The organism is Streptomyces cynarae (genome assembly GCF_025642135.1).
Lineage (GTDB): Bacteria > Actinomycetota > Actinomycetes > Streptomycetales > Streptomycetaceae > Streptomyces > Streptomyces cynarae.
Genome location: NZ_CP106793.1, coordinates 7816477 through 7841810 on the forward strand (window position 1 = coordinate 7816477; position 25334 = coordinate 7841810).

Annotated in this window: 23 protein-coding genes and 1 pseudogene; 16 read left to right on the forward strand and 8 right to left on the reverse strand. The window is 68.0% G+C overall.

The genetic code is table 11. The annotated features are described in order from the left end of the window. The first annotated feature begins 137 nt into the window (after positions 1 to 137). Complete coding sequence (gene gltX / locus N8I84_RS35205; RefSeq protein ID WP_263234986.1) at positions 138 to 1505, forward strand: glutamate--tRNA ligase; 1368 nt, start codon at positions 138 to 140, stop codon at positions 1503 to 1505. A gap of 11 nt (positions 1506 to 1516) precedes the next feature. Here gltX and N8I84_RS35210 read toward each other — a convergent pair whose 3' ends face one another. Genes N8I84_RS35210 through N8I84_RS35245 form a run of 8 tightly spaced genes read right to left on the reverse strand, consistent with a single transcriptional unit; the run spans position 1517 to position 10243 of the window. After that, a complete protein-coding gene (locus N8I84_RS35210) occupies positions 1517 to 2509 on the reverse strand; it encodes a glycosyltransferase (protein ID WP_263233519.1) in 993 nt (330 codons plus the stop codon). Continuing rightward, a complete protein-coding gene (locus tag N8I84_RS35215) occupies positions 2506 to 3111 on the reverse strand; it encodes an HD domain-containing protein (protein WP_263233520.1) in 606 nt (201 codons plus the stop codon). Before N8I84_RS35215 ends, N8I84_RS35210 begins: the two co-directional genes overlap by 4 nt. Further along, positions 3108 to 4835: a carbamoyltransferase C-terminal domain-containing protein gene (locus tag N8I84_RS35220; protein WP_263233521.1), complete on the reverse strand. Its 1728-nt coding sequence runs from the start codon at positions 4833 to 4835 to the stop codon at positions 3108 to 3110. Before N8I84_RS35220 ends, N8I84_RS35215 begins: the two co-directional genes overlap by 4 nt. 23 nt (positions 4836 to 4858) lie before the next feature. After that, positions 4859 to 5671: a radical SAM protein gene (locus tag N8I84_RS35225; RefSeq protein ID WP_263233522.1), complete on the reverse strand. Its 813-nt coding sequence runs from the start codon at positions 5669 to 5671 to the stop codon at positions 4859 to 4861. 15 nt (positions 5672 to 5686) lie between these two features. Next, complete coding sequence (locus N8I84_RS35230) at positions 5687 to 6787, reverse strand: hypothetical protein (RefSeq protein ID WP_263233523.1); 1101 nt, start codon at positions 6785 to 6787, stop codon at positions 5687 to 5689. Next, positions 6784 to 7905 (reverse strand): radical SAM protein, encoded by a 1122-nt coding sequence (locus N8I84_RS35235; RefSeq protein WP_263233524.1) that lies wholly within the window; start codon positions 7903 to 7905, stop codon positions 6784 to 6786. Before N8I84_RS35235 ends, N8I84_RS35230 begins: the two co-directional genes overlap by 4 nt. Continuing rightward, the gene (locus N8I84_RS35240; RefSeq protein ID WP_263233525.1) at positions 7902 to 8885 is read right to left on the reverse strand and encodes a D-2-hydroxyacid dehydrogenase; all 984 of its coding nucleotides are present in this window, start codon (positions 8883 to 8885) and stop codon (positions 7902 to 7904) included. Before N8I84_RS35240 ends, N8I84_RS35235 begins: the two co-directional genes overlap by 4 nt. Continuing rightward, positions 8882 to 10243: a glycosyltransferase family 4 protein gene (locus N8I84_RS35245; protein ID WP_263233526.1), complete on the reverse strand. Its 1362-nt coding sequence runs from the start codon at positions 10241 to 10243 to the stop codon at positions 8882 to 8884. The genes N8I84_RS35240 and N8I84_RS35245 overlap by 4 nt, the downstream gene beginning before the upstream one ends. Positions 10244 to 10655: 412 nt before the next feature. On the opposite strand from N8I84_RS35245, the gene N8I84_RS35250 reads away from it, so the two are divergent. The 15 genes and pseudogenes from N8I84_RS35250 to N8I84_RS35320 all read left to right on the forward strand — a co-directional run bounded on the left by N8I84_RS35250 (position 10656) and on the right by N8I84_RS35320 (position 25328). Next, on the forward strand, positions 10656 to 10946 hold the full coding sequence (locus N8I84_RS35250) for a helix-turn-helix domain-containing protein (RefSeq protein WP_263233527.1): 291 nt from the start codon (positions 10656 to 10658) through the stop codon (positions 10944 to 10946). Positions 10947 to 10957: 11 nt separating this feature from the next. Next, positions 10958 to 11650, forward strand: a complete 693-nt coding sequence (locus N8I84_RS35255; RefSeq protein WP_263233528.1) for a hypothetical protein — start codon at positions 10958 to 10960, stop codon at positions 11648 to 11650. After that, complete coding sequence (locus N8I84_RS35260) at positions 11647 to 11949, forward strand: hypothetical protein (RefSeq protein WP_263233529.1); 303 nt, start codon at positions 11647 to 11649, stop codon at positions 11947 to 11949. The genes N8I84_RS35255 and N8I84_RS35260 overlap by 4 nt, the downstream gene beginning before the upstream one ends. 462 nt (positions 11950 to 12411) lie before the next feature. Next, positions 12412 to 13053: a DUF6886 family protein gene (locus N8I84_RS35265; protein WP_263233530.1), complete on the forward strand. Its 642-nt coding sequence runs from the start codon at positions 12412 to 12414 to the stop codon at positions 13051 to 13053. Position 13054: 1 nt separating this feature from the next. Further along, positions 13055 to 13654, forward strand: a complete 600-nt coding sequence (locus N8I84_RS35270) for a cation:proton antiporter (protein WP_263233531.1) — start codon at positions 13055 to 13057, stop codon at positions 13652 to 13654. Positions 13655 to 14196: 542 nt separating this feature from the next. Continuing rightward, a complete protein-coding gene (locus N8I84_RS35275) occupies positions 14197 to 15435 on the forward strand; it encodes a helix-turn-helix domain-containing protein (RefSeq protein ID WP_263233532.1) in 1239 nt (412 codons plus the stop codon). A 549-nt stretch (positions 15436 to 15984) separates the two neighbouring features. Next, on the forward strand, positions 15985 to 16179 hold the full coding sequence (locus N8I84_RS35280; protein WP_263233533.1) for a hypothetical protein: 195 nt from the start codon (positions 15985 to 15987) through the stop codon (positions 16177 to 16179). A 210-nt stretch (positions 16180 to 16389) separates the two neighbouring features. Beyond that, complete coding sequence (locus tag N8I84_RS35285; RefSeq protein WP_263233534.1) at positions 16390 to 17394, forward strand: hypothetical protein; 1005 nt, start codon at positions 16390 to 16392, stop codon at positions 17392 to 17394. A 79-nt stretch (positions 17395 to 17473) separates the two neighbouring features. Next, positions 17474 to 19006, forward strand: a complete 1533-nt coding sequence (locus tag N8I84_RS35290; RefSeq protein ID WP_263233535.1) for an amino acid permease — start codon at positions 17474 to 17476, stop codon at positions 19004 to 19006. Continuing rightward, positions 19006 to 20430, forward strand: coding sequence for a glutamine synthetase family protein (locus N8I84_RS35295; protein ID WP_263233536.1), 1425 nt, complete (start codon positions 19006 to 19008; stop codon positions 20428 to 20430). The genes N8I84_RS35290 and N8I84_RS35295 overlap by 1 nt, the downstream gene beginning before the upstream one ends. 37 nt (positions 20431 to 20467) lie before the next feature. Continuing rightward, the gene (locus N8I84_RS35300) at positions 20468 to 20968 is read left to right on the forward strand and encodes a helix-turn-helix domain-containing protein (protein ID WP_263233537.1); all 501 of its coding nucleotides are present in this window, start codon (positions 20468 to 20470) and stop codon (positions 20966 to 20968) included. Positions 20969 to 21104: 136 nt separating this feature from the next. Beyond that, on the forward strand, positions 21105 to 21992 hold the full coding sequence (locus tag N8I84_RS35305; RefSeq protein ID WP_263234987.1) for an aminoglycoside phosphotransferase family protein: 888 nt from the start codon (positions 21105 to 21107) through the stop codon (positions 21990 to 21992). Continuing rightward, positions 21989 to 22789 carry a class I SAM-dependent methyltransferase gene (locus N8I84_RS35310; protein ID WP_263233538.1) on the forward strand — a complete coding sequence of 267 codons (801 nt, stop codon included), beginning with the start codon at positions 21989 to 21991 and terminating at the stop codon, positions 22787 to 22789. The genes N8I84_RS35305 and N8I84_RS35310 overlap by 4 nt, the downstream gene beginning before the upstream one ends. A 696-nt stretch (positions 22790 to 23485) precedes the next feature. After that, positions 23486 to 24715 (forward strand): annotated as a pseudogene (locus tag N8I84_RS35315) (ABC transporter ATP-binding protein); the annotation flags it as partial. A 253-nt stretch (positions 24716 to 24968) separates the two neighbouring features. Beyond that, positions 24969 to 25328 carry a SpoIIE family protein phosphatase gene (locus N8I84_RS35320; RefSeq protein WP_313884354.1) on the forward strand — a complete coding sequence of 120 codons (360 nt, stop codon included), beginning with the start codon at positions 24969 to 24971 and terminating at the stop codon, positions 25326 to 25328. Positions 25329 to 25334 lie beyond the last annotated feature (6 nt).

Genomic DNA, 25334 nt, shown 5'->3' on the forward strand with positions numbered 1-25334 from the left:
ACGTATGCGAACGTAACCGTCGCCCGGCAAAGGACTGAAGAAGCGTGGGTGCGGGCGAGCACCTACTGGGAATCGGTAGGCTTGCCCGCATGTCTACCTCCTCCACGCGCGTGCGTTTCGCCCCGTCTCCGACTGGAATGTTCCACGTTGGCGGGGCCCGGTCGGCTCTCTACAACTGGGCCGTCGCGCGACAGTCGGGGGGCAAGTTCGTCCTGCGGATCGAGGACACCGACGCGGCCCGCAACAAGCCGGAGTGGATCGACGGCATCATCAGCGCGCTCGCGGCCATCGGGATCTCCAAGGACGATCCCACCTTCGAGGGTCCGTACTTCCAGTCGCAGAACGCCAACCGTCACAGCGAGGCTGCCCAGCAGCTCTATACGCAGGGCCGCGCGTACTACTGCGACTGCACCCGTGAGCAGCTCCAGGAGCGGACCGGTTCGCAGCACCTCGGCTACGACGGGTTCTGCCGGGACCGGGGTCTGGAGTACGTGGAGGGCCGGGCGCTGCGGTTCCGTACGCCCACCGAGGGCGAGACGGTCGTCGTGGACCTCGTCCGGGGTGAGCCGTCCTTCCCGAACTCGGCGATCGAGGACTTCGTCATCGCCCGCGGTGACGGCTCCCCGGTCTTCCTGATCGCCAACGTGGTCGACGACCTCGACGAGGGCATCACCCTGGTCATCCGCGGTGACGAGCACCTGTCGAACACGCCGAAGCAGCAGCTGCTGTGGGAGGCGCTCGGCGCGAAGCCCCCGGTGTGGGCGCACCTGCCGGTGATCGTGAACGAGAAGCGGCAGAAGCTGTCCAAGCGCCGTGACAAGGTCGCCCTTGAGGACTACCTCGCCGAGGGCTACCTGCCGGAGGCGATGACCAACTACCTGATGCTGCTCGGCTGGGGCCCCGGCGACGACGTCGAGCTCCGCCCGTACGAGGAACTGGAGGAGAAGTTCCGCATCGAGGACGTGAACACCTCGCCGGCCTTCTTCGACATCAAGAAGCTGACCGCCTTCAACGGCGAGTACATCCGCGCCCTGCCGCTGGAGAAGTTCATCGAGGCCTGCCAGCCGTGGCTGCGCGCCCCGTACGCCAACTGGGCGCCCGAGGACTTCGACCAGGCCGCATGGGAGGCGATCGCCCCCCATGCCCAGACCCGCGTGGCCGTCCTCTCGGACATCACGGCCAACGTCGACTTCCTGTTCCTGAAGGAGCCGGTGGAGGACGAGGCGTCCTGGGACAAGGCGATGAAGGGCGACCCGGTGGCTCTCCTGACCACGGCCCGCACCAAGCTGGAGACGGCCGACTGGACCAGCACCGAGTCCCTCAAGGAGGCGGTCCTGGCCGCCGGCGAGGAGCACGGCCTGAAGCTGGGCAAGGCCCAGGCCCCGGTGCGTGTCGCGGTCACGGGCCGCACGGTCGGTCTGCCCCTCTTCGAGTCCCTCGAGGTCCTCGGCAAGTACCGCACGCTCGCTCGGATCGACGCGGCGCTGGCTAAGCTCGCCAGCTGATCACTTCTTGATCACGGTCCCGCCGCCTGTGCGAGGAGGCGGGACCAGGCGTCGTGGAAGTACGTCGTGTCGAAGCGGGCCAGCGTCTCGTACACGGCCTTCGACTCGTCGGGCGCCGCGTCCGCCCGCTCCCGTATCTGCCGGGCCAGCCGGCGTGGATCCGGGGGCGGCTGCTCGGTCAGACGCGCAAGGTCACCGAGTCCGGCGATCGGCTGGATGAGGCAGGGCATGCCCAGAAGCAGGGCCTCTGCGGCACACCGGCTCCACCCTTCCCGCATGCGCGGAGTGAAGACACCGACGTCGCAGGCCCGCAGGAGTTCGAGGTACCGGGGGCGGGGCAGGTCGAAGTGGTGGCCCGGGGAGCCGATGGTGTTGCTTCCGGTGGTCACGAGACGGAACCCGGGTTCGCCCTTGATGGCCTTAGCGACCGTCTCGACGCCTTTCCAGTGCACGGCTTTGCCCGCGTACACGGTGATCTCGTCCTGGGGAAGACCGAGGCGGGCCTTGCATTCGGCCGGGTCCATGCCGCGGACTCTGTCGATCTTGGCGAGGTCGAAGGCGTTGTAGATCACCTGGACGTTGTTCACCCCGCGCTCCTGGAGGAACGCCGCCCAGGACGGGGCGACGCACACGACCGCGCGGCACTGGGGAAGAACCGCGAAGAGCCTGCGCCACAGGAGCGGTTCGAGAGGCCAGGAGTCGAACTGGAGCGGTTCGTAGTGGTGGAAGACGAAGACGGTCCGGGCCCGCATCTCCCGGGTGAAGAACAGGATGCTGAGGTCGTCCCAGAGGAACGTGCCCGGCTCGTTTCTGAGTGCGCGGATGTGAGGTGCGAGGCGGGCGAGGTGTCGCACCTTTCGTCCTCGGCGGACGGTGTAGGCGCGTTTGTAGTCCGGCACCGTGCGCCATTCGATCGAATCGGCTGTGGCGTCGTGGATCATGCGGAGGTAGACGCGGCCTCCGGTGCGGCCCCGCGGCGACATGGAGTGGACGACCGGGGTCACCTGTCTGCCTCCGTCTGCTGCTGGTACTCGGTGTGGAGCACCTCGTACGCGGCTCGCAGTGGTGCGCTCGCGACGCGGGACTCCTCGGCGAGCGGCAGGTAGGTGCTGGTCAGGCTGTTGAGGAAGCGCGTCCGGCGGTCCGGGTCCGGCGAGTGCCGCAGGTCGCGCAGGTTGTCGATTCGGTCGGCGAGACGGACGAGGAGTTCCTCCGGGCCGAGACTCCTGATCTTGCTGTGCCAGACGTCCGAGTCCTGCGGCTGCTTGGGGCGCTGCTCCAGCCTGTGGTCGGGGGTCATGGAGCGCAGCCGTTGTGTGAGGGCTGGGCCCAGGCGGGACGCTATGAGGGGCTCCGCCGACGGCGAGATCTCCAGCGCGTCGTGCAGCAGGCCGAGGATGAGCAGTTCGGGATCGGTGACGCCGAGCTCGTTCTTCAGGATGGTCACGACGCGCACCGGGTGGTTGATGTAGGGAGTGCCCTGGTCACGGACGTGACCGGCGTAGATCGTCGTGGCGAGGGTTGCGGCGAGTCGCCCGCGCTCTCGTTCCGGCTCCGGCCAGTCCTTGAAGCCGAGTTGGTCCTTCACGGCGGGGGTGCTGGTCATGCGCGGTCCGTTCCGTAGGAGGCCGACACGGCCGTGTCGATGCGCACGTGTGGGGCGAGGACCAGCGTGTCCTCGACGACCAAGGCGTCGAGACCGAGCTCGACCGCGGCGGCGACGGCCTGTTCGGCGGTGCGGAGAATGGGCGTTCCCTTGAAGTTCAGGGAAGTGTTCAAAAGGACGGGCACGCCTGTGAGCCGGTGGAACTCCTCCAGGAGCGGGCGGACGCCGGAGTGCCCTCGGCTCACGGTCTGGAGACGGGCGGTTCCGTCGTGATGGACAACTGCGGGCATCCGGTCGGACTTGCAGTGCCGGGCGCGTACGACGCGGTTCATGAACGGGTCGCCGTCCCCGAGGAACCACGCGTCGGCTTCCTCGGCCAGTGCCAGGGGCGCCAACGGGCGGTATTCGGCTCGCTGTTTGAGGGTGTTCAGGCGGGTCTTGGTCTCCGCCTTGCCGGGGTGGGCGAGGATCGAGCGGTGACCGAGGGCCCTGGGCCCGAACTCCATGCCGCCGCGTACCCAGCCGACGACGTGGTGGCCCGCGAGGAGCGCGGCGACGGTTGGGATCAGCCGTTCACCGAGGCCGGAGACGCTGCGGTAGCCGCCCGCGAGCGCTCCGTTGGGAAGGGGGCCGGGGAGCGGGCCCCAGTCAGCGTCCTCGGGTGTCGGCACAAGGGGTTGTCCGAGAACGTAGTTCCAGGCGTAAAGGGCGGCGCCGACCGCGGTGCCGGCGTCGTGCGGCGCTGGGGCGACGAACAGGTTCTCGAAGCCGGACTCCTCGGCGAGGGTGCCGTTGAGATGGGAGTTCAGGGCGCAGCCGCCGGAGAAGACCAGTGTGCGGGCGGCCGTGAGGCGGCGCAGATGACGGGCCACGTGGATGACCGCCTTGGCGAAGACCCGCTGTGCCGCCGCAGCCAGGTCGGCGCGGGCGTCCAGCGGCTTCGAGTCGGCAGACTGCGCGGTCCAGATGGCGCCTTCGATCCGGAGCGGAGTATCGGCGTCGTACGAGCCCCATGGCGCCGCGACGTGTACGTGCCCGTGCTCGCCGAGATGGACGAGGTCGCTGAGTTCCTTGTAATAGTGGTCCGGGTCCCCGAACGCGGCCAGGGCCATCATGCTGCCCTCGACTTCGTTGCCCGGCGGAATCACTCGCAGCGCCAGGTTGCGGTAGAAGTGGCCGAGCGACGGGTGGGTGCGCACGGGCCCGGATGGACCGGGGGCGATGGCTGGTGCAACCTGGTGGATCCGGTCGATGCTGTCAGGCCTCAGGTCGTAGCCGGTAATCCGTTCGCGTCCCGACGCGATGTCCGTGCCGAGGGGGGACCCGCCCGCGTCGATGACCAGTCCGGCGGCGTGTTCCTCGCCGGAGAGCAGATAGCCGGCCAGGACGTGCGCGGTGTGGTGGGAGATGAGCTTCAACCGTTGCCCGAGCGCCCGGGGGAGCAGGGCGGCGAGCTCGGCCTGTTCCGGGGACGCCCACGATCCGTGCCGTGGGCTGGGCCGCATGGACGGGGTCCACACGTGGTCGATGTCGTCGGCGGTGATGCCGGCGGACCGCAGGCACCAGTCGAGGGCATGGGTGGGGGCGGTGAGGATGCCCTTGCGTGTGGTGCGGTTGTGTTTGACGCCGCTCCATCGTTCCTCCTCGGCTGCGTAGATGCGGCCGTCGACGACGAGGCAGGCAGAGGTGTCGTGGTGGAAGTTCAGACCGAGCACTGCGGGCATGGGCACCTCCGGGAAGAGGGTGGTTAGACGGAAGCCGTGCGGCGGGCGAGGGCGGGGACGACCTGAAGACCCGAGTCCCTGTACTCGTGGCACTTCAGGCAGAAGTCGTAGTGCTTGCCGCGCGGCGCGAAGACCTTGGCGGCGAAGTCGTCGTCCCAGACCGTGAACTCGCTGTCGTTCTTGGCCATGGCGTTGAAGCACCGGTAGCAGTCGCCGTCGACCTCGATCATGAGGTGCTGGTCGACGTTGCGGTCGCAGAGCCCACCGAGATCGTTGGCAGGCTGGCCGACATCGATGTGGTGGACATGGTTGGTGACGTGGATGGCTCCGTACTCATCACACATCGACGCCAGCTGCCGCAGGCGGTCCGGGGCTATGGCCTCCAGCACGCTGTTGATCACGACAGTCTTTCCGGCCTCCCGAAGTACCGGGATGACGACGCTGACCTCGTCGTAGTTGTCGTGCTCCTCGTCGCAGCCGATCAGGACCTGGTCATAGTGCGCGAGGGTCGCCTGGAGGAGGCGCTCGTTGCGGGCCAGGGTGATCGCGTTGGAGCCGAGCACCATGACCTGGTCCGGGAAACGGTCACGAGCCAGGCCGCTCAGCTCGCTGAAGTCGCGGTGGACGGTGGGTTCTCCGCCGTTGATGTGCAGCTGCCGGAACGGGATCTGTCCAAGGCGGTCGAGGACCTGCTTGAACGTGTCCAGCGGCATGTTCTCGCCTTGACCGCCTTCGGCGAAGATGCAGAAGTCGCAGTGGCGGTTGCACTTGGTCGTGATCTTGATCTTCGCGGTCTTGAGGGTCCTTTGGGCGCCGGACAGCACGGAGGACGTCATGGAGAGCCCCTTTGGTCACGCGGAGTTGGCAGAGAGAAAGTCGTCGACGACGGAGCGGTGACGCCCCCACAGGACGAGGAGGTCGTGAAGGGTGCTCGCCGTGGTCGGGCCTGGTGGCAGCAGCTCCGTCATAGCCTTCACGAGCAGCGCGTTGTCACCGGAGGTGAGGTCGGCGAGGCGGGTCAAGGTGTTCCGGGCGGAACGGAGTTCCTTCTGCTCACGAGCGATCAGGTAGCCGGTCACGGTCTCCGGCGGGGGATTCAGGTAGTAGATCCAGCGGGCGACGCGTACGCGGAGCATGCCGGCGGCCGTGGTCCAGGCCGCTGATTTCGCATCCACCGCCTCCTGCAGCGGCCTGGGGGGCGGTGTGCGGCGCAGTACGGCGTCCACAGTGATGTGGGCCGTGCGCAGTAGCTGCGTGGGAGAGAGGCCCGGATCCGAGGTGGTGGCGGACAGGCGAAGGAACCTCTCGGCATGGGATTCGAGTTCGCCGGGGTGCCACTGGGTGAGGGCCGCCGTCTTCCCGGGGCAGCGGGTGCGCGTGGCGAGGGCCGCAGCCGCGAACCAGCACGGCGCCACGTAGTGCCAGGCGACGCAGTGCCTTCGGTAGCCGTCGAGGTCGTGGTGGACGTTGTCGGTGCTGTCCTTGTCGAGTTGGTAGCGACCTCCGATCCGTGCGTCGAGGATCCCGCGGTAGAACCTCTCGTCCGCGCGGCTCCACGGCAGCATCTGCGCACTGGATTGCCACCGCCGCAGAGTGGCCGCGTTGCCCGTGACCAGGCTCCAGGTGGAGATCTCGGCTGGTGACACCTGGTTCCGGTCGAGCTCGTCGGCGGTGAACGCGAACCCGGGCGGATGTTCGAGCAGTCGGCTGTGGGCCGGGTTCATGGCCACCGCCCGGTGATGGGCGGCGGCCAGCCGCTCGTTCCACTCCCACCACGAGTCGGGGGTCTGGTCGAGGATGACGCGGATGTCGATGTCCGAGTGCGGCGCGATGAGGTCGCCGACCTGCCACTTGTGCGTGAGTATGCTCGCAGTGACGCCCTGGGCGGCCAACTGCTCGGCGTAGACGACGCCGAGCTGCGCGTACGACGAGGTGGGGCGGACCGTGGTCACTCGGACTCACCTCCGGGCCGGCGAAGCGAGCAGCTCCCACCCGTACCGCTGGCCACGGGCAGCAGGGGAAGCACGGGCACGCCCTGCGGTCGCTCCATGCGGTCCCAGCGCAGGTCGTAGTCGACGTAGTGGAAGCCCTGCCAGGCCTCGTTGCTGTCACGTTCGAGCATGGCGCGGAAGAGGTGGGCGTAGGCGTCGGCCATGCTGCCGTTCGCGAGGTGCGGCTTCAGGGGGATGTCGCGGTTGTGGAGGATGCAGGGCCGGGCGATACCGGTGGGCGTGATCTTGATGCGGTTGGCGTCGGAGCAGGTGGCGCAGGAGGAGTTGGAGATGAATCCGACGGAGCCCGCCCAGCCGGGCGGCTGCAGGTACCGTCCCGGGCTTCGCACTCCCAGCTCGGTACGGGAGATCTCGCCGGCCTCCTCGAACCAGGCGTGCAGGCGTTCGCGGACCTCCGCCTCGGGCACGAACTCGGTGGGGAAGAGGGCCTCCGCCGGACCGATGCGCTGCAACTCGATCAGCCGTACGGCGACGGGCAGTTGCCTGGCGAGCTCGGCGACACCGAAGGCGTCGTCCAGGTACGACCGCTGGAGCACGCAGTTGATCTTGACCTTGAGGCCGAGTTCGAGTGCCCGGTCGATCGTGGCACGGGAGACTCGCGGGTCGCCGCCGCCCATGATCTCGGTAGACCGTGCGGGATCAAGGCTGTGCAGGCTGATGTTCAGGTACGTGAGCCCGGCATTGTGCAGCGCGTCCACGGTCAGGCCGCGGCGCAGGTTGCCGTGGCTGGTCATGCCGATGGTCGCCTCGTCGCCGAGACCGGCGGAGAGCGCTCCGATGATGTCGAGGATGTCGGCACGCAGCGTCGGCTCCCCGCCCGAGCAGTGCGCCTTGCGGATGCCCCAGAGCCCGGCCTCGTTCGCGATGCCCGCGTAGTCGGCGACCTTGAGCGTCTTGTCCTTGTGCCCGTAGTCGGGCATGCACCGCGGCTTGCAGAAGACGCAGTCGAGGTTGCAGATGGAGTTCAGCGTGAAGGCCAGGTAGGGATGGTTCCGTCCCGACTCGGCGAACTGTCGTAACAGGTCGGTCCTGGGGAGCTGCTGTTCAGTGTGGGTCATGAGGATCTCCGTGGGTCGGGAGTGACAGCACCGTTGAGGGGCTGGCCGGCGAGGAAAAGCCGGAGGTTGTCGACGAAGAAGGCGACCGCCTGGTCCATGTAGGCGTGGCTGAAGACAGCGCTCTTCGGCGTGAGCACGATCCCCGGGTGGTGGCGGAGCGGATCATCGAGTGCGGGCGGCTTGCGCGGCTGTACGTCGAGGGCGGCGCCGGCCAGCGGGCCCTGGTCGAGGGCGCCGAGGAGCGCGTGGTGGTCGACGGTGCTGGCCCGCCCGAGGTTGATGAAGACCGTCCCCGGACGGCACACCTTGAAGGTGCTCTCGTCGAAGAACCCGTACGTCTCGTCGTTCGCGGGAAGCAGGTTGACGACGGCACGCGAACGCGGGAGGGCTTCACGAACACGGTGTGCCGGCACCCATTCGATCCCGCCGGGTTCGGAGTGAGGGGGTTTGCGCCGTACGCCTATGACGTGCATTCCGAAGGCATGTGCCACCTCGGCGAGGCGGATGCCGACAGAGCCGCAGCCGACGATCGTGAGCGTCTCGCCGTACAGGTCGAAGAAGCTGTCGGCGAGGTCGTCCTTCCACCAGACGGACCGGGTCTGAAGCCGTGTACTCGTGAACAGGCCCCGCGAGAAGCCGAGAAGCAGGCCGATCGCGTGCTCGGCCATCGGCCTCCCGTGGTAGCCGTACCCGCGGGTGAGCGTGATGCCGGCGACATCGAGCGCGGTGACCGGCCAGTGATCGATGCCTGCGGATGGGGTGGCCGCCCAGCGGAGCCGTGGGGAGGCCTTGAGCCACTCCGCGTCGAAGGTCCAGCCGAAATAGACGTCAGCGGTACTGATCTCGACGGGGACGTCATGCTCCTGGGCGAGCAGAAAGCGGACGCCCGGGAATGCGGACCGTAATCGTCCGGCGTGCCGGTCGGATAACTGCCAGAAGGGATAGGGAGAGTTGAGGGAGACCAGCGCAGTGGTTGTCACGCTCCACCCCTCAAGGGGGCGCTGAGCGCCATCGCCCACGGGGTGTGCCGGCGCAGGTAGGAGCGGATCGTGGCCTCGTAGTCGTGGCGCGCCAGGAGCAGCGTCCTGCCACGTGCACGCATCTGGTCACGCTCGCGGGCGCCGATGTGAAGCGCCCGCCCGATCGCGTGGGCGAGGTCCATGGGGTCACGGGCTTCCGCCGTGAACCCGGTCACCCCGTCGACGACCGTCTCCGTGAGCCCGCCCGCCCGCGTCGCGACCACCGGCGCGGCCTCCGAGGCGAAGGCTTCGAGGGGGATCCTCCCGAACGGTTCGGCTCGGGAGGGCACCACCACCCCGCGGAGGGCCGGGCTCCTGAGCCACGAGCGGTATATCGGGGAAAAGCGCGGCAGAAACGTCGCGTCGATCGCGTAGTCGTGGACCATCGCCTGGAGCTGCCGCTGGTAGCCGGTCAGTGTCTCTGTGTGCGTTGTGGGTGCGAGCAGGAGGTGCGGCACCCGTTCGCCCTGCGTGCTGAGGATGTGGAGGGCTTCCAGCAGGTCCTCGAAGCCCTTGCTCTCCACCGCCCGGCCCATGGCCAGCAGGAACCCCGCTTCGGCTTGTGGAGGCAGCGGAGCCGGGGCCACGTCCGCGTGGTCGCCCGGGAGCAGGCCGTTGGGGAGATCGACCACCGCGTGTCGCGGAATGCCGTAGACCTGCTCGAGATGGCCGCGCATGTGGTGCGAGATGGCGGCGATGCGTGCACCGCCGCGCACCGCCGCTGTCAGGCCGTTGTGCTCCCAGCGGATGCGTCGTCGGTCCTTCGGTGAGGCGAGCTCGCTCGTTGACCGAGGCAGGAGAAGGAGGCTGAACGGATCGTCGGAACGTCGATGCGGCCCGAGCCCGAGGAAGGGGATGTCCAGACCGATCAGTTGTGCCATGGGCGCATCGGCAAGGCGCTTCCGGGCAGTTTCCGTGACTCGCTCGCATAATGCTTCGCAGCCCGCGAGGGCGACGGTCGCCGCTCGACCACCCGGAACCGGAACGACCTCGGCCCCGGCTTGCCGCAGCATGCCCTCCGTCTCGGCCGCCCATGCCGGGTCGTAACTGGGATCGGAGCGTGAAATGTGAACAGGCATGACCAGGAGGCGTCCGCGAGGCAGTGTCCGCGTGAGCACCTCAAGGAAGGCCCTGTTGCTGAAGCCCGTGCCCGATGTGCACCCGTAGTAGCCGTCATGCAGCGCGACGGCGATCTTCGGCGAGATCGTGGCTGTGGTCGGCCCGACGGTTCCTTCTGCACCTCTCTGACTCTGAAGGGGTACTGCTTTGCCGGTCGGCACAGGGGCCATGCCCTCTGAACTGCGCGTACGGGCTGCCATGGGAACACTCCTCCAGTGCGGGGTAGGCGGGGCAGAACGGTGGCTCGGCCGGAGACACACCTGGGTTGCGCATGGGTGGTGGAGTCCGTCGGGGATTCGTGCAACGGAGCGTGCAGAGACGATTCCACTACGCGAGTGCAGCGAGCGGACAAAGTGTCCGCAGGAATTTTCCGTCAACCCCTTGACGACAACAGGTGTTGCATGCACGGGCGTTGACATTTTCGGGCGTCGGGGATGGCTGGTTCACGCCTCGCCGACAGGAAACCGCCAGCAAACCTGCTCTGTGATCTCCGCACCCTTCGTGTGACGTTGTTCGGTCTCTTCAGGTGATCTTCTTCGGCGTGTCGAGTTGGCCTGTGAGTGCCGTGGAGAGCCTGCGTGAGCCATGAGTTCGCGCGGGAGGAGGACGTAGATGCTCACGCTCTGCATCGCCGGTGATGAGGGTGAGGCGCAACGGGCGACGGCCGAGGACAAGGGTCGGCGCGGTGACTGGAATTCTCTCCGTGCTGTGCGCACGGCTAGGGGCATGGCCCTTCGGACTGTCGCACAACGCTCCGGGCTCGACCCAGGGCACCTGTCCAAGGCCGAACGAGGAGAGAAGCAGCTCTCCACCGACTCCCTCTACCGCCTCGCGGTGGTGCTGGCGCTCCGCGAACTTCCCCAACTCCTCAAGCCATACATCCCAGAACGGGAGTCGGCGTGACGGTCCCAGCCATGTCAATCGCCGAGATCCTCGACCGGCCGGCCGTCGTGCCCCTGTGGCCGATCGTCGGCCGGCCGCTGCTTCTCGCCGAATCCACCACGTACCAGCTGGCGGCCGAGAACAGGCTGCCCGTCGAGGTCATCCGCCTCAAGCGTCGACGGGTCGCCCGAACAGTCGACCTCCACCGCTTCCTCGGCCTCCTGCCCGAGGAGAACGGCGCCGCTCCGACGTACCAGGCCGGAGCGTCTGCCGGAAACGACGAAGGCGGGCCGGGTACCGGCCGGACCGCCTCTGTTGAGCAAATCCGCACCTACCGCGAAGTAAGAGATCGGAACAGCTCTATGCACCGCATCGCACAGACCTCAACGTCGACCGCGACCCAACGGCTCGACCGAGAGTCCGTCCACGCGGCGGAGACGCCCGCCGCCCGGGACGCCCGCATCGAGGATGCGGTCGACCGCATCCTCGCCGAACTCGCCAAGCCCACCCCCACCGAGCAGCTGCACGCCGTCCTCTCCGAGCACGGCATCCAGCTCATCGAGTGGGACCCCAGCGGCCTCCCCGAAGACCTCCGTGACGGCTTCTACGCCTTCTACATCGAGACCGCTGGCCGGAAGACCATCGTCGTCCCCACAGGTCAGGCCCCCGCCCACCGGCTCGCCGCCGTCCGCGTCCTGCTCACCCACCAGGGGGTGCTGGCGTGAAGACCACCGACACCACCGTATGCGTGTACGACGGCAGCCCCGCCATCGAGCAGGCCGTCGCCGACAACGGCAGCAGCTTCGGCCTCTGTGTCGACTGCGGACCCGCGCACGCTAAGGGCGTCGCCGTCGAGAAGGCCCTCGCCAAGATCGAGGGCTACAAGTCCGGCGCTGACGCGAACGTGACGGAGCTCTGGAACATCATCGCGGGCGCGATCAAGCGGTGCGGTGACCCAGGCGCCGTCATGGACCAGGTCCTCGACCTCATCGAGCGTCACCGGCTCGGCAGAGTGTTCCTGTGACCGTCCCGACCAACACGCCGACGGCTGGGGATGTTCGTGGCATCCCCGGCCGCCCGGCTCTCAGCGAACCCGAACAGGCCCGACGCGCCGCCCGGCCCGTCCGCGATCCCGCCCCGGGACGGAACGCTGCCTACTGGGCGCGGATCGACGCCTGTGTGGACGCGGCCCCTCCCTTGAGCGACGCGCAGCGAGCCGTGATCAGGACGGCCTTCCACGGAGCCCGCAAGGAGGCGGCCACATGAACTCCAACCTCTGCCCCGCCTGGTGCCGCACGCATGAACCGGTCGGCGACAACGGCATGGCGGCGTCCGACCCGCAGTTGTTGAGGCGAATCCCAGTATGGCTCCCCTGACGCTCAGGGCTTCCCGCACCGGCCACCTTGTGGCTCGTTCCGGTGCCCCGCAGTGGCGTGCCTGGAAATGCGGAAGACACGAACTGTGCATGTGGATTTACGATGCCCCGATGCGGCCAGAACCTGGACAGGTATTGCACTTCTCCGAGGATCCGACGATCACCCGCTTCGTCCCGCGCGTTTCCCCGACGTCGAAGGACCAGGGGGCCTTCGTCTGGGCCGTCGACGCGGTCCGCGCCCCCGACTACTGGTTTCCCAGGCAGTGTCCCAGGGCGATGGCATGGGTGACGCCCGACACGTCCCCGTCAGACCGCGAGCGGATCATCGGCCCAGGCGGGGGCGATCGAGTACACGCGATCGAGTACGACTGGTTGGAGGAGATCCGAAGCGTTCGCCTCTACGCCTACCGGTTCGACTCCACTCCCTTCCGCCCCATTGGTGAGCCCGTCCCGCACGCCTACGTCGCGGAAGAGCCCGTCGAGCCGCTGGGGCCGCCCGAATCCGTCGGCGACCTCCTTGCCCTGCATGCCGATGCCGGCATCCAGCTGCGGGTTCTGGGCGTCCTGTGGCCGTATTGGGAGACCATCATTTCCAGCACCTGCGGTTTCAGCGGCATTCGACTGCGCAACTCCCTCGGGCACCCCGCACAGCGGCCCGAGGCCCGACCGCGAAACCTCCTCGGCCAAGCGGGCTCTGGTGGGGCCTCCGTGAAACGGCAACGAGGGGAGAGCGCAGGCCAACGTGGCGAGTAGCTTGATTACGACAGTCATCGCAATCTGCGGCACCCTGCTCGGCAGTGGTCTGACGGCGTTCGTGACCGCTCAGACCGAGCGGCGCCGAAACGAAGCCCTGGAACAACAGCAGATACGCGAAGAGGCTGCGCGGGACCGCACTCAACGTCGCGAACTGCGCGTCGAGCACCGGAAATGGCGCAGGGACCGCAGGCAAGCCGCCTACCAGGGCCTGCTGGACGCTGCTCACGAGGCTCAAGGGGACATTTGGCAGCTGGGCCGACTGACGGTGGAACCCTTTGACCAACACCGCTATGACATCAGGCGGGGTGCAGCCATCGACGCCGTGCGTGCGACTCGCCGCGCAGCCGACGCAGTCCAGCTGGAAGGGCCAGCCGACGTCGCGCAGGCCGCCGACGAGTATGCGAAAGCTATAGATCTGAATATCGAGCCGTCAATCGAGTCCCTGATGCTGTTGAGCAAGGAGCCATTGAGCGAGGAGCAGCAGGAGCGTTATCGCTCCAGTGCTGCCGAGAGGAACGCCCTCGTAGAGAGCTGCCAGCAACGTTTTGTTCCCTTGGCTCGCCAGGCGTTGGATGAGTTGATGAACGATGTCGAGTAGCTCATCCGCATCCTCGTCGAGCCGACCACGGATCGACTCGGGCGCGACCTGCGGCCGCTCGGACCGCCCTACAGGTTTCTGTCACAGGAAGTCGCCGTCCGTCTCAACGAACCGTGTCCACTCGTCTCACCCAATCCAGTCCACACAGCTCAGCGGCAGGTGTACGACTGACTTTTGCGACAGGACAGCCCTCATCTCGCCGTAAGTACCTCGTTACTGTCTGCGCCGGATGGGGAGCGCGGGTTTCCGGCACGTGGAGGATTCACGCGGACAAACTGTCCGTAGCTATTTCGACGCCCACCTCTTGACTGGAGGGTCGTAACTGTACTCATTTCGCGTCCGCTTCATCACGACATGCCCTACTTCGGTCGTGCGACCGGAGGCCCAGGAGGGATGAGCGACGTGTCTCTGGTCCGTGCCGCAGATCCACCCCGTGGGCACTCGGCCGTCGGCTCTGTTAACAGTTGGCGACCAGGGGCGCAGGCTTGGACATTATCCGTACTCTGATCGAAGTGCTTCATCGCGAAGGGACAGCTCTACCGATGAGTGAAAACCTGACACTGGGAGACCGTCTCCGCGTCGCTCGCAGGACACGGAAGCTGTCCGCCGCCCAACTAGCGCAGAAAGTTGCGGTATCCCCGAGCTACGTGCAGAAGTTGGAGTCGGGCGCGCGTAAGGCCTCACCCTCCCTAGTGCTGGCTCTCGCCAAGGCGCTGCGCTTCGGCCCCGAGGTCCTGACCGGCCAGCCGTACTACGGTGAGCCGGAGGCCGAGGACGGCGTCCACGCCGTCATACCCGAGCTCCGCCGCCTCCTGCTCTGCTACGACAGCCCCGACGACCTGGAGATCTCCCCGCGGGCGCTTCCTGTGCTCGCGTCGGAGGTCGACCAGGTGGCGGCCCTGCGTCGCGACGCCCGGTACGCGCCGATGGGCCCCCTGCTGCCGCCGATCATCACCGAACTGACGCACGTGGCTCTCGGCGGTGGCAACGGCGACCGGAGCAAGGCCTTCTGGCACCTGGCTCGCGCCTACCGCGCCGTGAACTCCCTTGCCCACAAGATGGGCCACCACGACCTGTCGAACACGGCGCTGGAGCGTGTCCGTTGGGCGGCCGACCGCTCCGGCGACCCTCTGATGCAGTTCACGGCCGGCTACCTCGTCGCCGGGGCGATGCTTCGCCAGGGCGCGTACTCGCCGGCGCGCCGCAAGCTCCTTGCGTTGCGGACCGAGCTGGAGCGGCTCCAGCCGGAACGCTCGTTCACGGAGGACGCGCTCGCCGTCGACGGCGCGCTGCTGCTGAAGCTGGCCGTCCTCGAAGCCCGGGAGAACAACGCCGACCGCGCCGACTCGTACCTGCGGGAGGCGGAGCAGGTCGCACGCATGGCGGGAAACCGGGACTCCCTGGCGTACGAGATGTCGTTCGGGCCGACGAACATCCGCATCCACGAGGTGCACGCGATGATCGACATGGGAGACACGGAGCAGGCTCTCGCCCGCCTCACCGAATGGTCTCCGGTTTCCGGCGGCGAGTGGGTTCCGCCCACCACGACCGTCGGCGAGCGGTCGAGCCACCACTTCATCGACGTGGCCTCCGCGAAGCTCGCCACGGGCGACCGGGAGGGCGCGTTCGCGGACCTCAGGCGTGCACGGAAGGTCGCGCCAAACCACACGCGGTTCCACCCGTCCGTTCGCGAGACAACCGCGGCGTTGCTCAGGATGGACGCCCATCCGTCCAACGAGCTATCAGCCTTTGGTAGTTGGACGGGCATTAGCACAACCTGAGTCTGTGTCAAGGGCTTTGGCGCGCGAAGCCCACGGACAGACTGTCCGCGCAGGGTAGCTTGCTGAATGGAATGGTCTCTTCACACCCAGTGGTGAGGAGGCCTTTTCCATGTCCGACGACAATCCCGCAGCTCGCGCGACCCCACCGCGCTGGATGCCAATCGGGGAGGAGCCCGAGTTGTGCTCGGCGGGGGAGTGGTGGGACGCCGTACGAGCCGTGGAGGCTGTAGGCCGACGCGCTATCGAGATCCTCCACGAGGGGGACGAGCCGGTCGGCCCGGTGATTCTTGACCACGGAGGTCCGGAGCCTCGACTGTACTTCCTGGTTCCCGTGGGCACCGCGGCCCGGTGGGAGGAGCCGGGGACCGTCGCTCTGGGGCAGAAGTGCCACGTCGTCGTGCCGTCCGCGGAGAGCACGACGCCGCCGGGAATGCACTGGCATGTCTTCCCCCGAGGTCCGCGTGCGCTGACGCGGCCAGACGCCCTGCGGCGCGCGTTAAGCCAGGCTCGGCGGGAGCGGCGAGGGCCCGCAGAGGAGGCGGCCTCCTGATGGCGCTCAGCATCTCCTTCGTGCTGGTGCTTGGCATCCTCGTGGTCGTTCTCATCCGCAGCAAGTCCGTGAAAGCCGGTCCTGCGGTCGTCTGCGTGCTCTTCGGGTTCTTCCTGGCGAGTACGTCCATGGCCCCGACCATCAACCGGTTCCTGACGGGCGTCGCCGACATGATCGGACAGATCCGCTTCTAGCGAGCCGGGGCCGGTGCGCGAGTCCCTTCTCTCCGCTCGGTCGACGGCTCACCTCCATCCATTTTCCGGCCCTCCCCCAACCTGCCCGAGGCCCCCGATGACTTTCGCGTCCAGCGCGCAGAGCACGTCAACCCCCACAGTCCGCCTGCATCGGAGGAACTGCCCCGATCCGGCTCGCCAGCGGCGCACGATTCCCTCCGAGGGACTCTGATGCGTCTCGTCTACCACCCCGCCGGCCACGACGACGATCTCCGTGTGGCCTTGGTCGAACTACAGGCGGGGCGCTGGAGGCAGGCGCGGGAGCTGCTCTGGCAGACGGGTACGCACTGGGCGCTGCGAACGACACGCACCCAGCTGCTGGCCGTGGCAGCCGCCCGTTCGGACGTCGTCGACGTATGGCTCGCCGAGGAGCCCGACAGTTATGACGCGCAGCTGATGGCTGTTCGCGTCGCCGTCGAGAGGGCATTGCGTGCCCACCGCCAACACCACCCGCAGACCCTCGACTTCGAGATGCGAGCGCGGCGTGCGGCGCTGCTTGCAGCCCGTCGCGCACCGCACGATCCCGTGCCGTGGGTGTGTCTTGTCGCCTTGGCCCAGGTCGACGCCCGCCAGCTGCGGCCGGAACACCGCATGAGGTCCGCCGAACCGATGCTGCCGAGCGGTCCGTGGGGACTGCTCTACGAGGTCAACCAGCGTGATCCCTACAACCGCGAGGCCTACCACCGTGTGGTGCAGTTCTTGCTCGCCCTTGAGGGGCCGTCGGGCGCTTCCTTGGCCACGGTCTTCGACTTCGGCCGATCCGTGGCCTCGCAGCGGCCGGTTGGATCGCCGCTGCTGCTTCTGCCGGCGTACGCACAGGTCGAGCAGCGACGACAGTCGCGTGCCGATCCGCTGTGGCGGCGCCAGTGGGCGCAGGAGTCGATGCTCGACTACACGCTGACCGCCTTCCACGACTGGTTCCACAAGGCGCCCGTCGAGCACCGTTCGGTCGCCGATCTGAATCTCCTCGCCTACGCGTTGTGGGCGGGGCACCGGTACCTGGAGGCCGCCGAGGTGTTCGAGGCGATGGGCTCATATGCGGCCCGTGAGCCATGGGCGTCAGTGCACGACGGGGCCGCAGGGCCGGATCCCGGTGAGGCGCTGCTCCTTCGGGCGCGCGCCGAGTCCCTCTCCTACGCCCGTACCCGGAGACCCCGCGCCGGGCCGCACCCGTAACCGACAGCCGTCACCCCACACAACCCATTGGCATGAACCTGCCCTTTCGCCCGATTCTCCGAGTCTTGGAGGCCGACCCATGTCCCGTCTGAGTCCCAACCGCCACGCGACACCACGGAAGTCCGACGACACGTACCTGCGCGAGCTGGGCTACGAGCCCGTTCTCACCCGACGCATGGGGCCGTTCGGGAACTTCGCGATCTCCTTCAGTGTCATCAGCGTCTTGTCAGGCTGCATGACCTTGTACGGCTTCGGGCTGAACACCGGTGGCCCGTCGGTGATGCTGTGGGGCTGGATCGTCGTCGGTGCCATGGTGATGCTCCTCGGCGCCGCCCTCGCCGAAGTGACCTCCGCCTATCCGACCTCCGGTGCCCTGTACTACCAGGCAGAGCAGCTCGGTGGGCGGAAATGGGGCTGGTACACAGGCTGGTTGAACCTGCTGGGCCTGCTCGGCGCGATCGCCGGCATCGACTACGGGGCCGCGCTGTTTACGGGCGCCCTGTTCAACCTGCAGTGGGGCTTCGAGCCAACGCCGGGAAGGGTCATGGTGATCTTCCTGTGCATCCTGGTCCTGCACGCCACCTTGAACCTGTTCGGGGTCCGGCTGGTCAGCATCCTCAACAGCATCAGCGTCTGGTGGCACCTCGGCGGCGTCGCGGTGATCGTCGGCGCACTGGCGATCGTGCCCTCCCACCACCAGTCCGCCGACTTCGTGTTCGGTGAGTTCGTCAACAACACCGGCTGGTCGAGCCCCCTCTATGTAGCGGTGCTCGGTCTGCTGCTGGCCCAGTACACGTTCAGTGGTTACGACGCCTCCGCGCACCTGTCGGAGGAGACGACCGACGCTCAGGTGTCCGCATCCCGCGGGATCATCCACGCGATCGGCTGGTCGTGGCTGGCCGGGTTCGTCCTGCTGGCCGGGCTCACCTTCGCTATCCAGGACTACGCGGGCACCGTGGGCACGGCGACCGGGGTGCCGCCGGCGCAGATCTTCCTGGATGCGCTGGGCGTGGCGGGGGCGAAGGCGCTGCTCCTCGTGGTGATTATCGCCCAGCTGTGCTGCGGCAACGCCGAGACCGCGGCGGCGTCTCGGATGGTGTTCGCGTTCTCGCGTGATGGGGCGCTGCCGGGCTCGCACCTGTGGCGCCAGGTCGACGGCCGCACTGGTACCCCGCGCATGGCCGTGCTGCTGGCGGTCGCGTGCGCCGCTGTGCTGACCCTGCCGAGCCTGTACAGCCCGGTCGCGTACGCGGCGATCACCAGCATCAACGTGGTCGGCATCACCCCGGCGTACGCGATCCCGATCTACCTGCGTATCAAGAACCGCCACCGGTTCCAGCCCGGACCGTGGAACCTCGGCACCTGGGGCGTGACCGTCGGCACGATCGCGGTCATCTGGGTGGTGTTCGTGACGGTGCTGTTCTGCCTGCCGCAGACGCGCCCCGCCGGCGGCGGCCTGGTGTCCGTGGAGACCTTCAACTACGCGCCGATCGCTTTGCTCGCCGTTCTAGCCTTGGCCTGGGGGTGGTGGCGGAAGCAGGGCAGCTCGTACGAAGTGCCGGCCCAGCACTTCGACCGCTCGGCGGCTACGTACGAAGACGAGGTCATCTGATGACGAGCACCACGAACAGCAGCAGTGCTGTGGCGCGCCTGTCTGCCGCGTCCGTCCACGAGCAGGGCGGGCGTTCCGCGAAGACGTTCTCCTTTTCCGATCTGCGGAATCTCGTCAAGGCGGGTGCGATTGACACGGTGCTGCTCGCCGTCCCCGACCTGCAGGGGAGGCTGAAGGGGAAGCGGTACGACGCGAATCACTTCCTCAAGCGCGTCGCGCATCACGGTGCTGAGGTGTGCGCCTACGTCCTGGCCACCGACGTGGACATGAGCCCGGCGGACGGCTTCGCGCTGAGTTCGTGGGAGACCGGCTACCAGGACCTGTCCGTGCAGCCGGCCCTGTCGACCCTGCGAGTGGTGCCGTGGCTGCCGCGTACCGCCGTCGTGCTCGGCGACGCCGTGGCCCACGACGGAACACCCATCGAGATCGCCCCCCGCCAGGTCCTCCACCAGCAGATGACCCGGCTGTCCAGGCACGGCCTGCACCCCAAGGCGGGGATCGAGACCGAGTTCGTCCTCTACAGGGGCACATACGCGGAAGTGGAGCAGACCGGGTACCAGGGCCTGCAGCCGCTGGCCACGGAGAACCTGGACTACGCCCTCGACCATGATCCGGTCTCCGACCGGTTCTTCCGCCACCTCCAGCGCGCGCTCGCGGGTGCTGGAATGCCTGTGGAAGCGATCAAGACGGAGGCCGGGCCTGGCCAGGTGGAGGTGACCTTCCCGTACGGGCCCGCCCTCACCGCCTGCGACCGGCACCTGCTCTTCAAGCACGCGGTGCGCACCCTCGGCTCGCGTGCCGGACTGGCGCCCACCTTCATGGCAGCCCCGGAAACCGGCCGTACCAACGGTCTGCACCTTCACGTGTCGCTGTGGTCGAAGGCCATCAGCCAGCTCAACGAGCCTGGCGGCGGACTGTCCCAGACCGGGCGGCACGCCATCGCGGGCCTGCTCGTCGGCCTGCCGGAGCTGGCCCCTCTCTACGCCCCGAACACCAACTCCTACAAGCGGTTCACGCCTGGCTCATTCGCGCCAACCACGTTCAGTTGGGGTTACGACAACCGCACCTGTGCCGTCCGCGTTGTCGGCCACGGCGAGGGCCTCCATCTGGAGATCCGCGTGCCGGGGGCGGATGCCAACCCCTACCTGGCCTTGTCCGCGGCCCTGGCGGCCATGGACCACGGCATAGAACAGAAACTTACCCTCGGTCCGGAAGAGACGGGCAACTCCTACCGGGTGGGCGGCACCTCCGTCCCGCCCACCCTCGCCGATGCTCTCGTCGCGTTCGAGAACAGCGCTCTCGCGCAGGAGGCCTTCGGCACCGATGTGGTCGAGCACTACACCCGTCTTGCCCAGCTGGAACTTGACCACGAGCGGAGTTTGGTCACCGATGCCGAGCGGCGTCGGTGGCTGGCCCGCGCCTGACAACCGTTCCTCCTCCCTGAAAGGATCACGAGCTCCTGTGAGTGTCAGACCGGCACGCCCGTCCCCGACATCGCTCGACCTGACACCCGCGCAGATCCGGATCGTCCAGCAGGTCGCGGAGGGCAAGAGCACCGACGCGATCGCCTCCGACCTCGCGATCACGGCTGGAACGATCAACGTTCAGTTGAAGCACTGCGGACAGAAGTTCGGCGTACGTGGCCGGGCCGCAGTCGTCCATGCCTGCTTCGTCACCGAGCAGCTCCAGCGCCCCGAAAAGGTCGCCTTCCCGGGAGCCTTCTCGGAGGCGGAGACCGAGACGTGGCGGATGGTCGCCATTGGCGCGACGTCGAAGGAGTACGCGGCGCGCACTCGCATCAGTCACGACGAAGCCCTGGGACGGGTACGAGCGTTGCGGAAGCGCGTCGAGGCGGAAAACGACCCACACCTGGTGACGCTCGGCTGGAGGTACGGAGTTCTGGGCGAGTCCCTGCTCGAGATGGCCTCCGGCATCGTCCTTCGCTTCCGGGCACGCAAATGACCAGCTCAGACCGCATTGTCAGTGGCACTTGGCAAGCTACCCAACCACACGTGAATACCCTGCGCGCCCGTCCGGTCACATGTTGTGGCTCGGCTGGGCGACTCAGCCAGCGGAAGGGCGCACCGACGTGACCGATATGCCCAGCGCACTCCACCAGTTGGTGGGATCGGTGACCGACACGTACACCGTCGTAGCTGAACATCCCCGGCCCTGCAACATCCGGCCGTCGGTCTGGGAGGTCAACGGACCTGGCGGTGAGCGGTGGTTTGCCAAGCAACATGCCGGCCCCAAGCTGCACCGACGCGAAGTCGACGCCTACCAGAAGTGGACGATCTCCCTCGGCGCCGACCGTGCACCCGAGCTGGTCGCTTCCGACACGGAGACGCGCGCCGTCCTGGTCACTGGGGTCCCCGGGCGGAGTCTGGACACGCTCCGTGTTCCGGCCGAGCAGGAGCGCAAGGCCTACGAGCAGGCCGGAGAACTCCTTGCCCGGCACCACGCTGCGGCGGCGGACGAGCCGATGACTGCGGACGTGACCGACGAGGTGTGGGGCGCGACGGTTGCGAAGCTGCTCGACGGTGCTGCGCAGCACGTGCCGGACCATGAGATCACGTTGGTGCGTGCGCTCCTCCAGGAAGCTCCGCCGCGTCTGCCGCAGGTGGCGGCGCACGGCGACTACATGCCCAAGAACTGGATGTGGGAGGAGGCTGAGCAACGGCTTCGGATCATCGACTTCGAGTGGGCGGAACTCCAGCCCGCTGCCCACCGGGACTTCAGCCGCCTGCGCTACCGGATTCTCGCGCAGCGCCCCGACCTCCTTGCCGCCTTCCACCACGGATACGGCCGCCAACTCACCGAAGAGGAGCTGGCGGCATGCCGGGCGTACGCGGCTTTGGACTCCCTCGACTCGCTGTCCTGGGGGATCACTCATCGTGACATCGGGCTCGTCGACGAGGCCCACACCATGCTGGAGAACCTGCGTCAGGAGAGCGGCGCGCGCATGTGGGGCGGGTGGGGTTCGTGAACGCCTTTGCGGGAACTGCCTCTTACTACCGGCGCTTCCGCCCCGGCATCCCAGTCGACCTTGCCGTCCTTCTCGCCTGCGAGGCGCCTGCGGCTTCTCCACGGCGTCTGCTGGACATCGGCACCGGCCCAGGGCTCGTTGCCAGCGCGCTCGCCCCGTACTTCGACGAGGTGATCGCGGTCGACTCCGACCAGGCGATGTGCGCCGAAGCTGAGGCCGTGCTCCGTCCCGTGCTCTCCGGCGGTCAGTGGTTGCAGATCCGGCACGCGCTGGCGGAGGACTTCGAACCGCCGGCGGGATGGCAGCCGCACCTCGTGACCTGTGGCCGTGTCTTTCACTGGCTCGACCGGCCTCGTTTCCTTAACCGACTGGCCGAGTACGTGGGCCCCGGCGGCGTGCTTGCGGTGTTCAGCGACCGCAGCCTGTGGACCGCCGAGAGTGCCTGGCAGCAAGCCGCGCGCGCCGTCGTCCAGCAGTTCCTCGGTGAGCAGCGGCGAGCGGGGGACGGCGTCTTCGGGCCGTCCGGGCCGCCGTACGAAGAAGTGCTGCGCGCTTCCGCCTTCTGCGATGTCACCTCCACGACTATCCCCGTTCGCCGCGAATGGAGCATCGCCGAAGTCATCGGCTACCTGTACTCGACTTCGTTCGCGGCCTCGCATCTGTTCGGCGACCGCCAGGATGCCTTCGAGATGGCACTCGCGAAGGCTCTGGTCCCCTTCGCGGAGGGCGGGTTCCTCGTGGAGGACAACACATTCACCGTCCTCACCGCGCGCCGCCCCACCTCCACGGACGGGTGACGGGGATGGGCGAGGCGGACTGGGATGCGGCGGTGACAGCTGACGTGCTGGAGGAGCGCTACGGGCTGGTCGTGGACGTGGTCGAGCCGGTGCACATGGGAACCGACACGATCAACCGGCGGGTCCTGACCGACGACGGAATACGGCTGTTCGTCAAGGAATACCGGTCGAACGCGGACCTGGAGGCGGCCCGCACTGCATGGGACATGTCGGAGTACTGCCGAGCCGCGCGACTTCCCATCCCCCGCGTCTGGGACGACGAGGACGGCAACCTCATCACGATCGCGCAGGGCAGCGCCTGGGCCGTGATCGACGAGGCACCCGGCCGCGTGACCCCCGCGGCGATGACAGTGCCCCTCGCCCAGCACATCTGCTCCGCTGGGCCCGGGCTTCGTAAGCCACGGCGCACTGGTCATGCCCGCGCGGCCGCTACGTACATGCGGGCCCTCGTCGAAGCCTTGGACGAGTCCGGGGCGTGCTTCGGAGCCTTCTGTGAGGCGCCGGGCGGAAGCTCGGCGTTTCGGCCACTCCCCGTGCCTAGCGCTCCTGTTGCCGGAGGCGGGTCGATACATCGTCCACGCTCCGCCACATGCGTAATCCCGGGATTTCGAGACCGACCGAAACACATGAGTTCGATATCTCCGCCGGGTCGTTGAGCCTCACGACCACGCCGGACGACCGTCAAGGGGGACCACGTTGACCTCGGCCGATACACAAGAGCAGCAGACCGCTGCGCCGCCTCCGCCACCTCCGGCGGACATCACCTACAGCGGGCAGTACTCCGTCAACCCCCTCGCCGAGGTCTCCTTCCGGCGGATGTGCGCGCAGATCCCGGCCGTCCTCGGCCGGATCGCCCGGCTGTCGTGGCGGACCGACCGGCTGGCGGTTCAGCTCCTGCTCGGCTGCCAGGTACTCACGGGCGTCTCGGCCGCGGTGCTGCTGGCCGCAACCGCCCACGCCATGAAGCCCGTCCTCGGGGACGGCTCCGCCGGCGAGAGGCTGCGCGGCGCCGTGCCCGCGCTGCTGGTGGTGGCGCTCGCGGCGGCGATGGGTCGCACCGCGGGGGCGGTGGCCACGTACGCCGAGCGACGGATCACCCCGCTGCTCACCACGGAGACGGACACCGCGCTGGTCGAGGCGGTGTGCCGGGTCGAGGCCGCGGCGTACGCGGAGGAGGGGTTCTCGGACCGGCACGAGGCGGCCGAGATGGGGGTGATCCGCACCCTCGTCATGGTCACCGACGCCCAGCGATTCCTGTCCGCGCTGATCCGCATGGTTACCGCCGGCGGCGTGCTGTCGGTGCTGAACCCGCTGATGCTGCCCTTGCTGCTGCTCGCCGTGGGGCCGGCCGGTGTCGGCGCCGTCCTGACCGCACGGGTCGACTACGAGATCCACTACGCCAACGTCGCCGACCGCAACGTGCGCGGCATGATGCGCTGGTGGGCGACCACGCCGAAGTACGGCGACGAGGTCCGCGCCAACTCGATGACCGACTACCTCGTCTACTGGTACCGGGCCCTGTCCGACCGATGCGACCGGCGCACCCTGGCCGCCGCGCCGAGGACCCTGCGGATCGCCCTGCTCTCCTCGCTGGCCGGTGGTGTCTTCCTCGTCGCGACCTGGGCAGCCCTCGCGTGGCTGGCCGTGACCGGCCGGATCGCGCTCGCGGTCGCCGCCACGGCCGTCATCGCCGTCCAGACCACGCTCGCCGCCCTCTCCCAGGTCGTCATCAACGGCGCCGCGGTCTTCCACACCAGCCTGTACCTGAGCGACATGCAGGCCTTCCTCGACGACGCCGCCGCCCGCGCCCCCCAGCGCGGCCCCCGCGAACTCACCGCGCCGGTCGAGGAGATCCGGCTCGACGAGGTCGTCTACCAGTACCCGGGCAAGGACAAGCCCGCCGTGGACGGTGTCTCCCTCACCCTTGTAGGGGCCGCGTGGCGATGAACACGGTCTCAGCGTTGACCAGTGGTGCACGTCACCGGTCCAAGCCCGTGAACACTGCCCCTCTGCGGACCCCGTGAACAATTCCTACATGGGCTGTCCGTGCACCGGCGTGGAGGAACCGCTCGGAGCAGGACACCTGCGGTGTGCGGCAGGCCATCGCCTTCGAACCGCTGGTGGTCTGCGTGATGCCTGACGAGCCATTTCGGCGGAGCGCATCCTGCTCCCCACGGTGATGGGGACAGCGGATCCGGCGCCGCGGTGCGTGGGTGCCTCAATCAGGCCCGCCCAGCACGATCTTCCACACACGGGTCGCCGCCTGGAGGTTCAGCCGGTCCCAGCCGCTGCCCGCTCCACCCTTCTGCTCTACACCGACGGGCTGATCGAACGCCGCGGCGAATCCCTGGACGCAGGTTTGACCCGACTGCGCCAGCACGCTGCTGCCCTCGCCCGCGAACACCTGCCCGCCTTCTGTGATGAACTCCTCGCCGGACCCCTCACCGAGCGCTGCCCTGACGACGTCGCCCTCCTCACCCTGCGCCTTCACCCACTCGGCCTCGCGGCGCTCCGGTCGCCCGCAGCGACCATCCTGTGATTCATC

Bases quoted from the DNA above. Each gene is read 5' to 3' on its own strand.
- N8I84_RS35285 (WP_263233534.1), top strand. From the start codon at position 16,390: ATGCGTCTCGTCTACCACCCCGCCGGCCACGACGACGATCTCCGTGTG.
- N8I84_RS35215 (WP_263233520.1), bottom strand. From the start codon at position 3,111: ATGACCAGCACCCCCGCCGTGAAGGACCAACTCGGCTTCAAGGACTGG.
- N8I84_RS35235 (WP_263233524.1), bottom strand. From the start codon at position 7,905: ATGACCCACACTGAACAGCAGCTCCCCAGGACCGACCTGTTACGACAG.
- N8I84_RS35265 (WP_263233530.1), top strand. From the start codon at position 12,412: ATGCGGCCAGAACCTGGACAGGTATTGCACTTCTCCGAGGATCCGACG.
- N8I84_RS35225 (WP_263233522.1), bottom strand. From the start codon at position 5,671: ATGACGTCCTCCGTGCTGTCCGGCGCCCAAAGGACCCTCAAGACCGCG.
- N8I84_RS35295 (WP_263233536.1), top strand. From the start codon at position 19,006: ATGACGAGCACCACGAACAGCAGCAGTGCTGTGGCGCGCCTGTCTGCC.
- N8I84_RS35255 (WP_263233528.1), top strand. From the start codon at position 10,958: ATGTCAATCGCCGAGATCCTCGACCGGCCGGCCGTCGTGCCCCTGTGG.
- N8I84_RS35305 (WP_263234987.1), top strand. From the start codon at position 21,105: ATGCCCAGCGCACTCCACCAGTTGGTGGGATCGGTGACCGACACGTAC.
- N8I84_RS35220 (WP_263233521.1), bottom strand. From the start codon at position 4,835: ATGCCCGCAGTGCTCGGTCTGAACTTCCACCACGACACCTCTGCCTGC.
- N8I84_RS35320 (WP_313884354.1), top strand. From the start codon at position 24,969: ATGGGGACAGCGGATCCGGCGCCGCGGTGCGTGGGTGCCTCAATCAGG.
- N8I84_RS35245 (WP_263233526.1), bottom strand. From the start codon at position 10,243: ATGGCAGCCCGTACGCGCAGTTCAGAGGGCATGGCCCCTGTGCCGACC.
- N8I84_RS35290 (WP_263233535.1), top strand. From the start codon at position 17,474: ATGTCCCGTCTGAGTCCCAACCGCCACGCGACACCACGGAAGTCCGAC.
- N8I84_RS35250 (WP_263233527.1), top strand. From the start codon at position 10,656: ATGCTCACGCTCTGCATCGCCGGTGATGAGGGTGAGGCGCAACGGGCG.
- N8I84_RS35275 (WP_263233532.1), top strand. From the start codon at position 14,197: ATGAGTGAAAACCTGACACTGGGAGACCGTCTCCGCGTCGCTCGCAGG.
- gltX (WP_263234986.1), top strand. From the start codon at position 138: ATGTTCCACGTTGGCGGGGCCCGGTCGGCTCTCTACAACTGGGCCGTC.
- N8I84_RS35280 (WP_263233533.1), top strand. From the start codon at position 15,985: ATGGCGCTCAGCATCTCCTTCGTGCTGGTGCTTGGCATCCTCGTGGTC.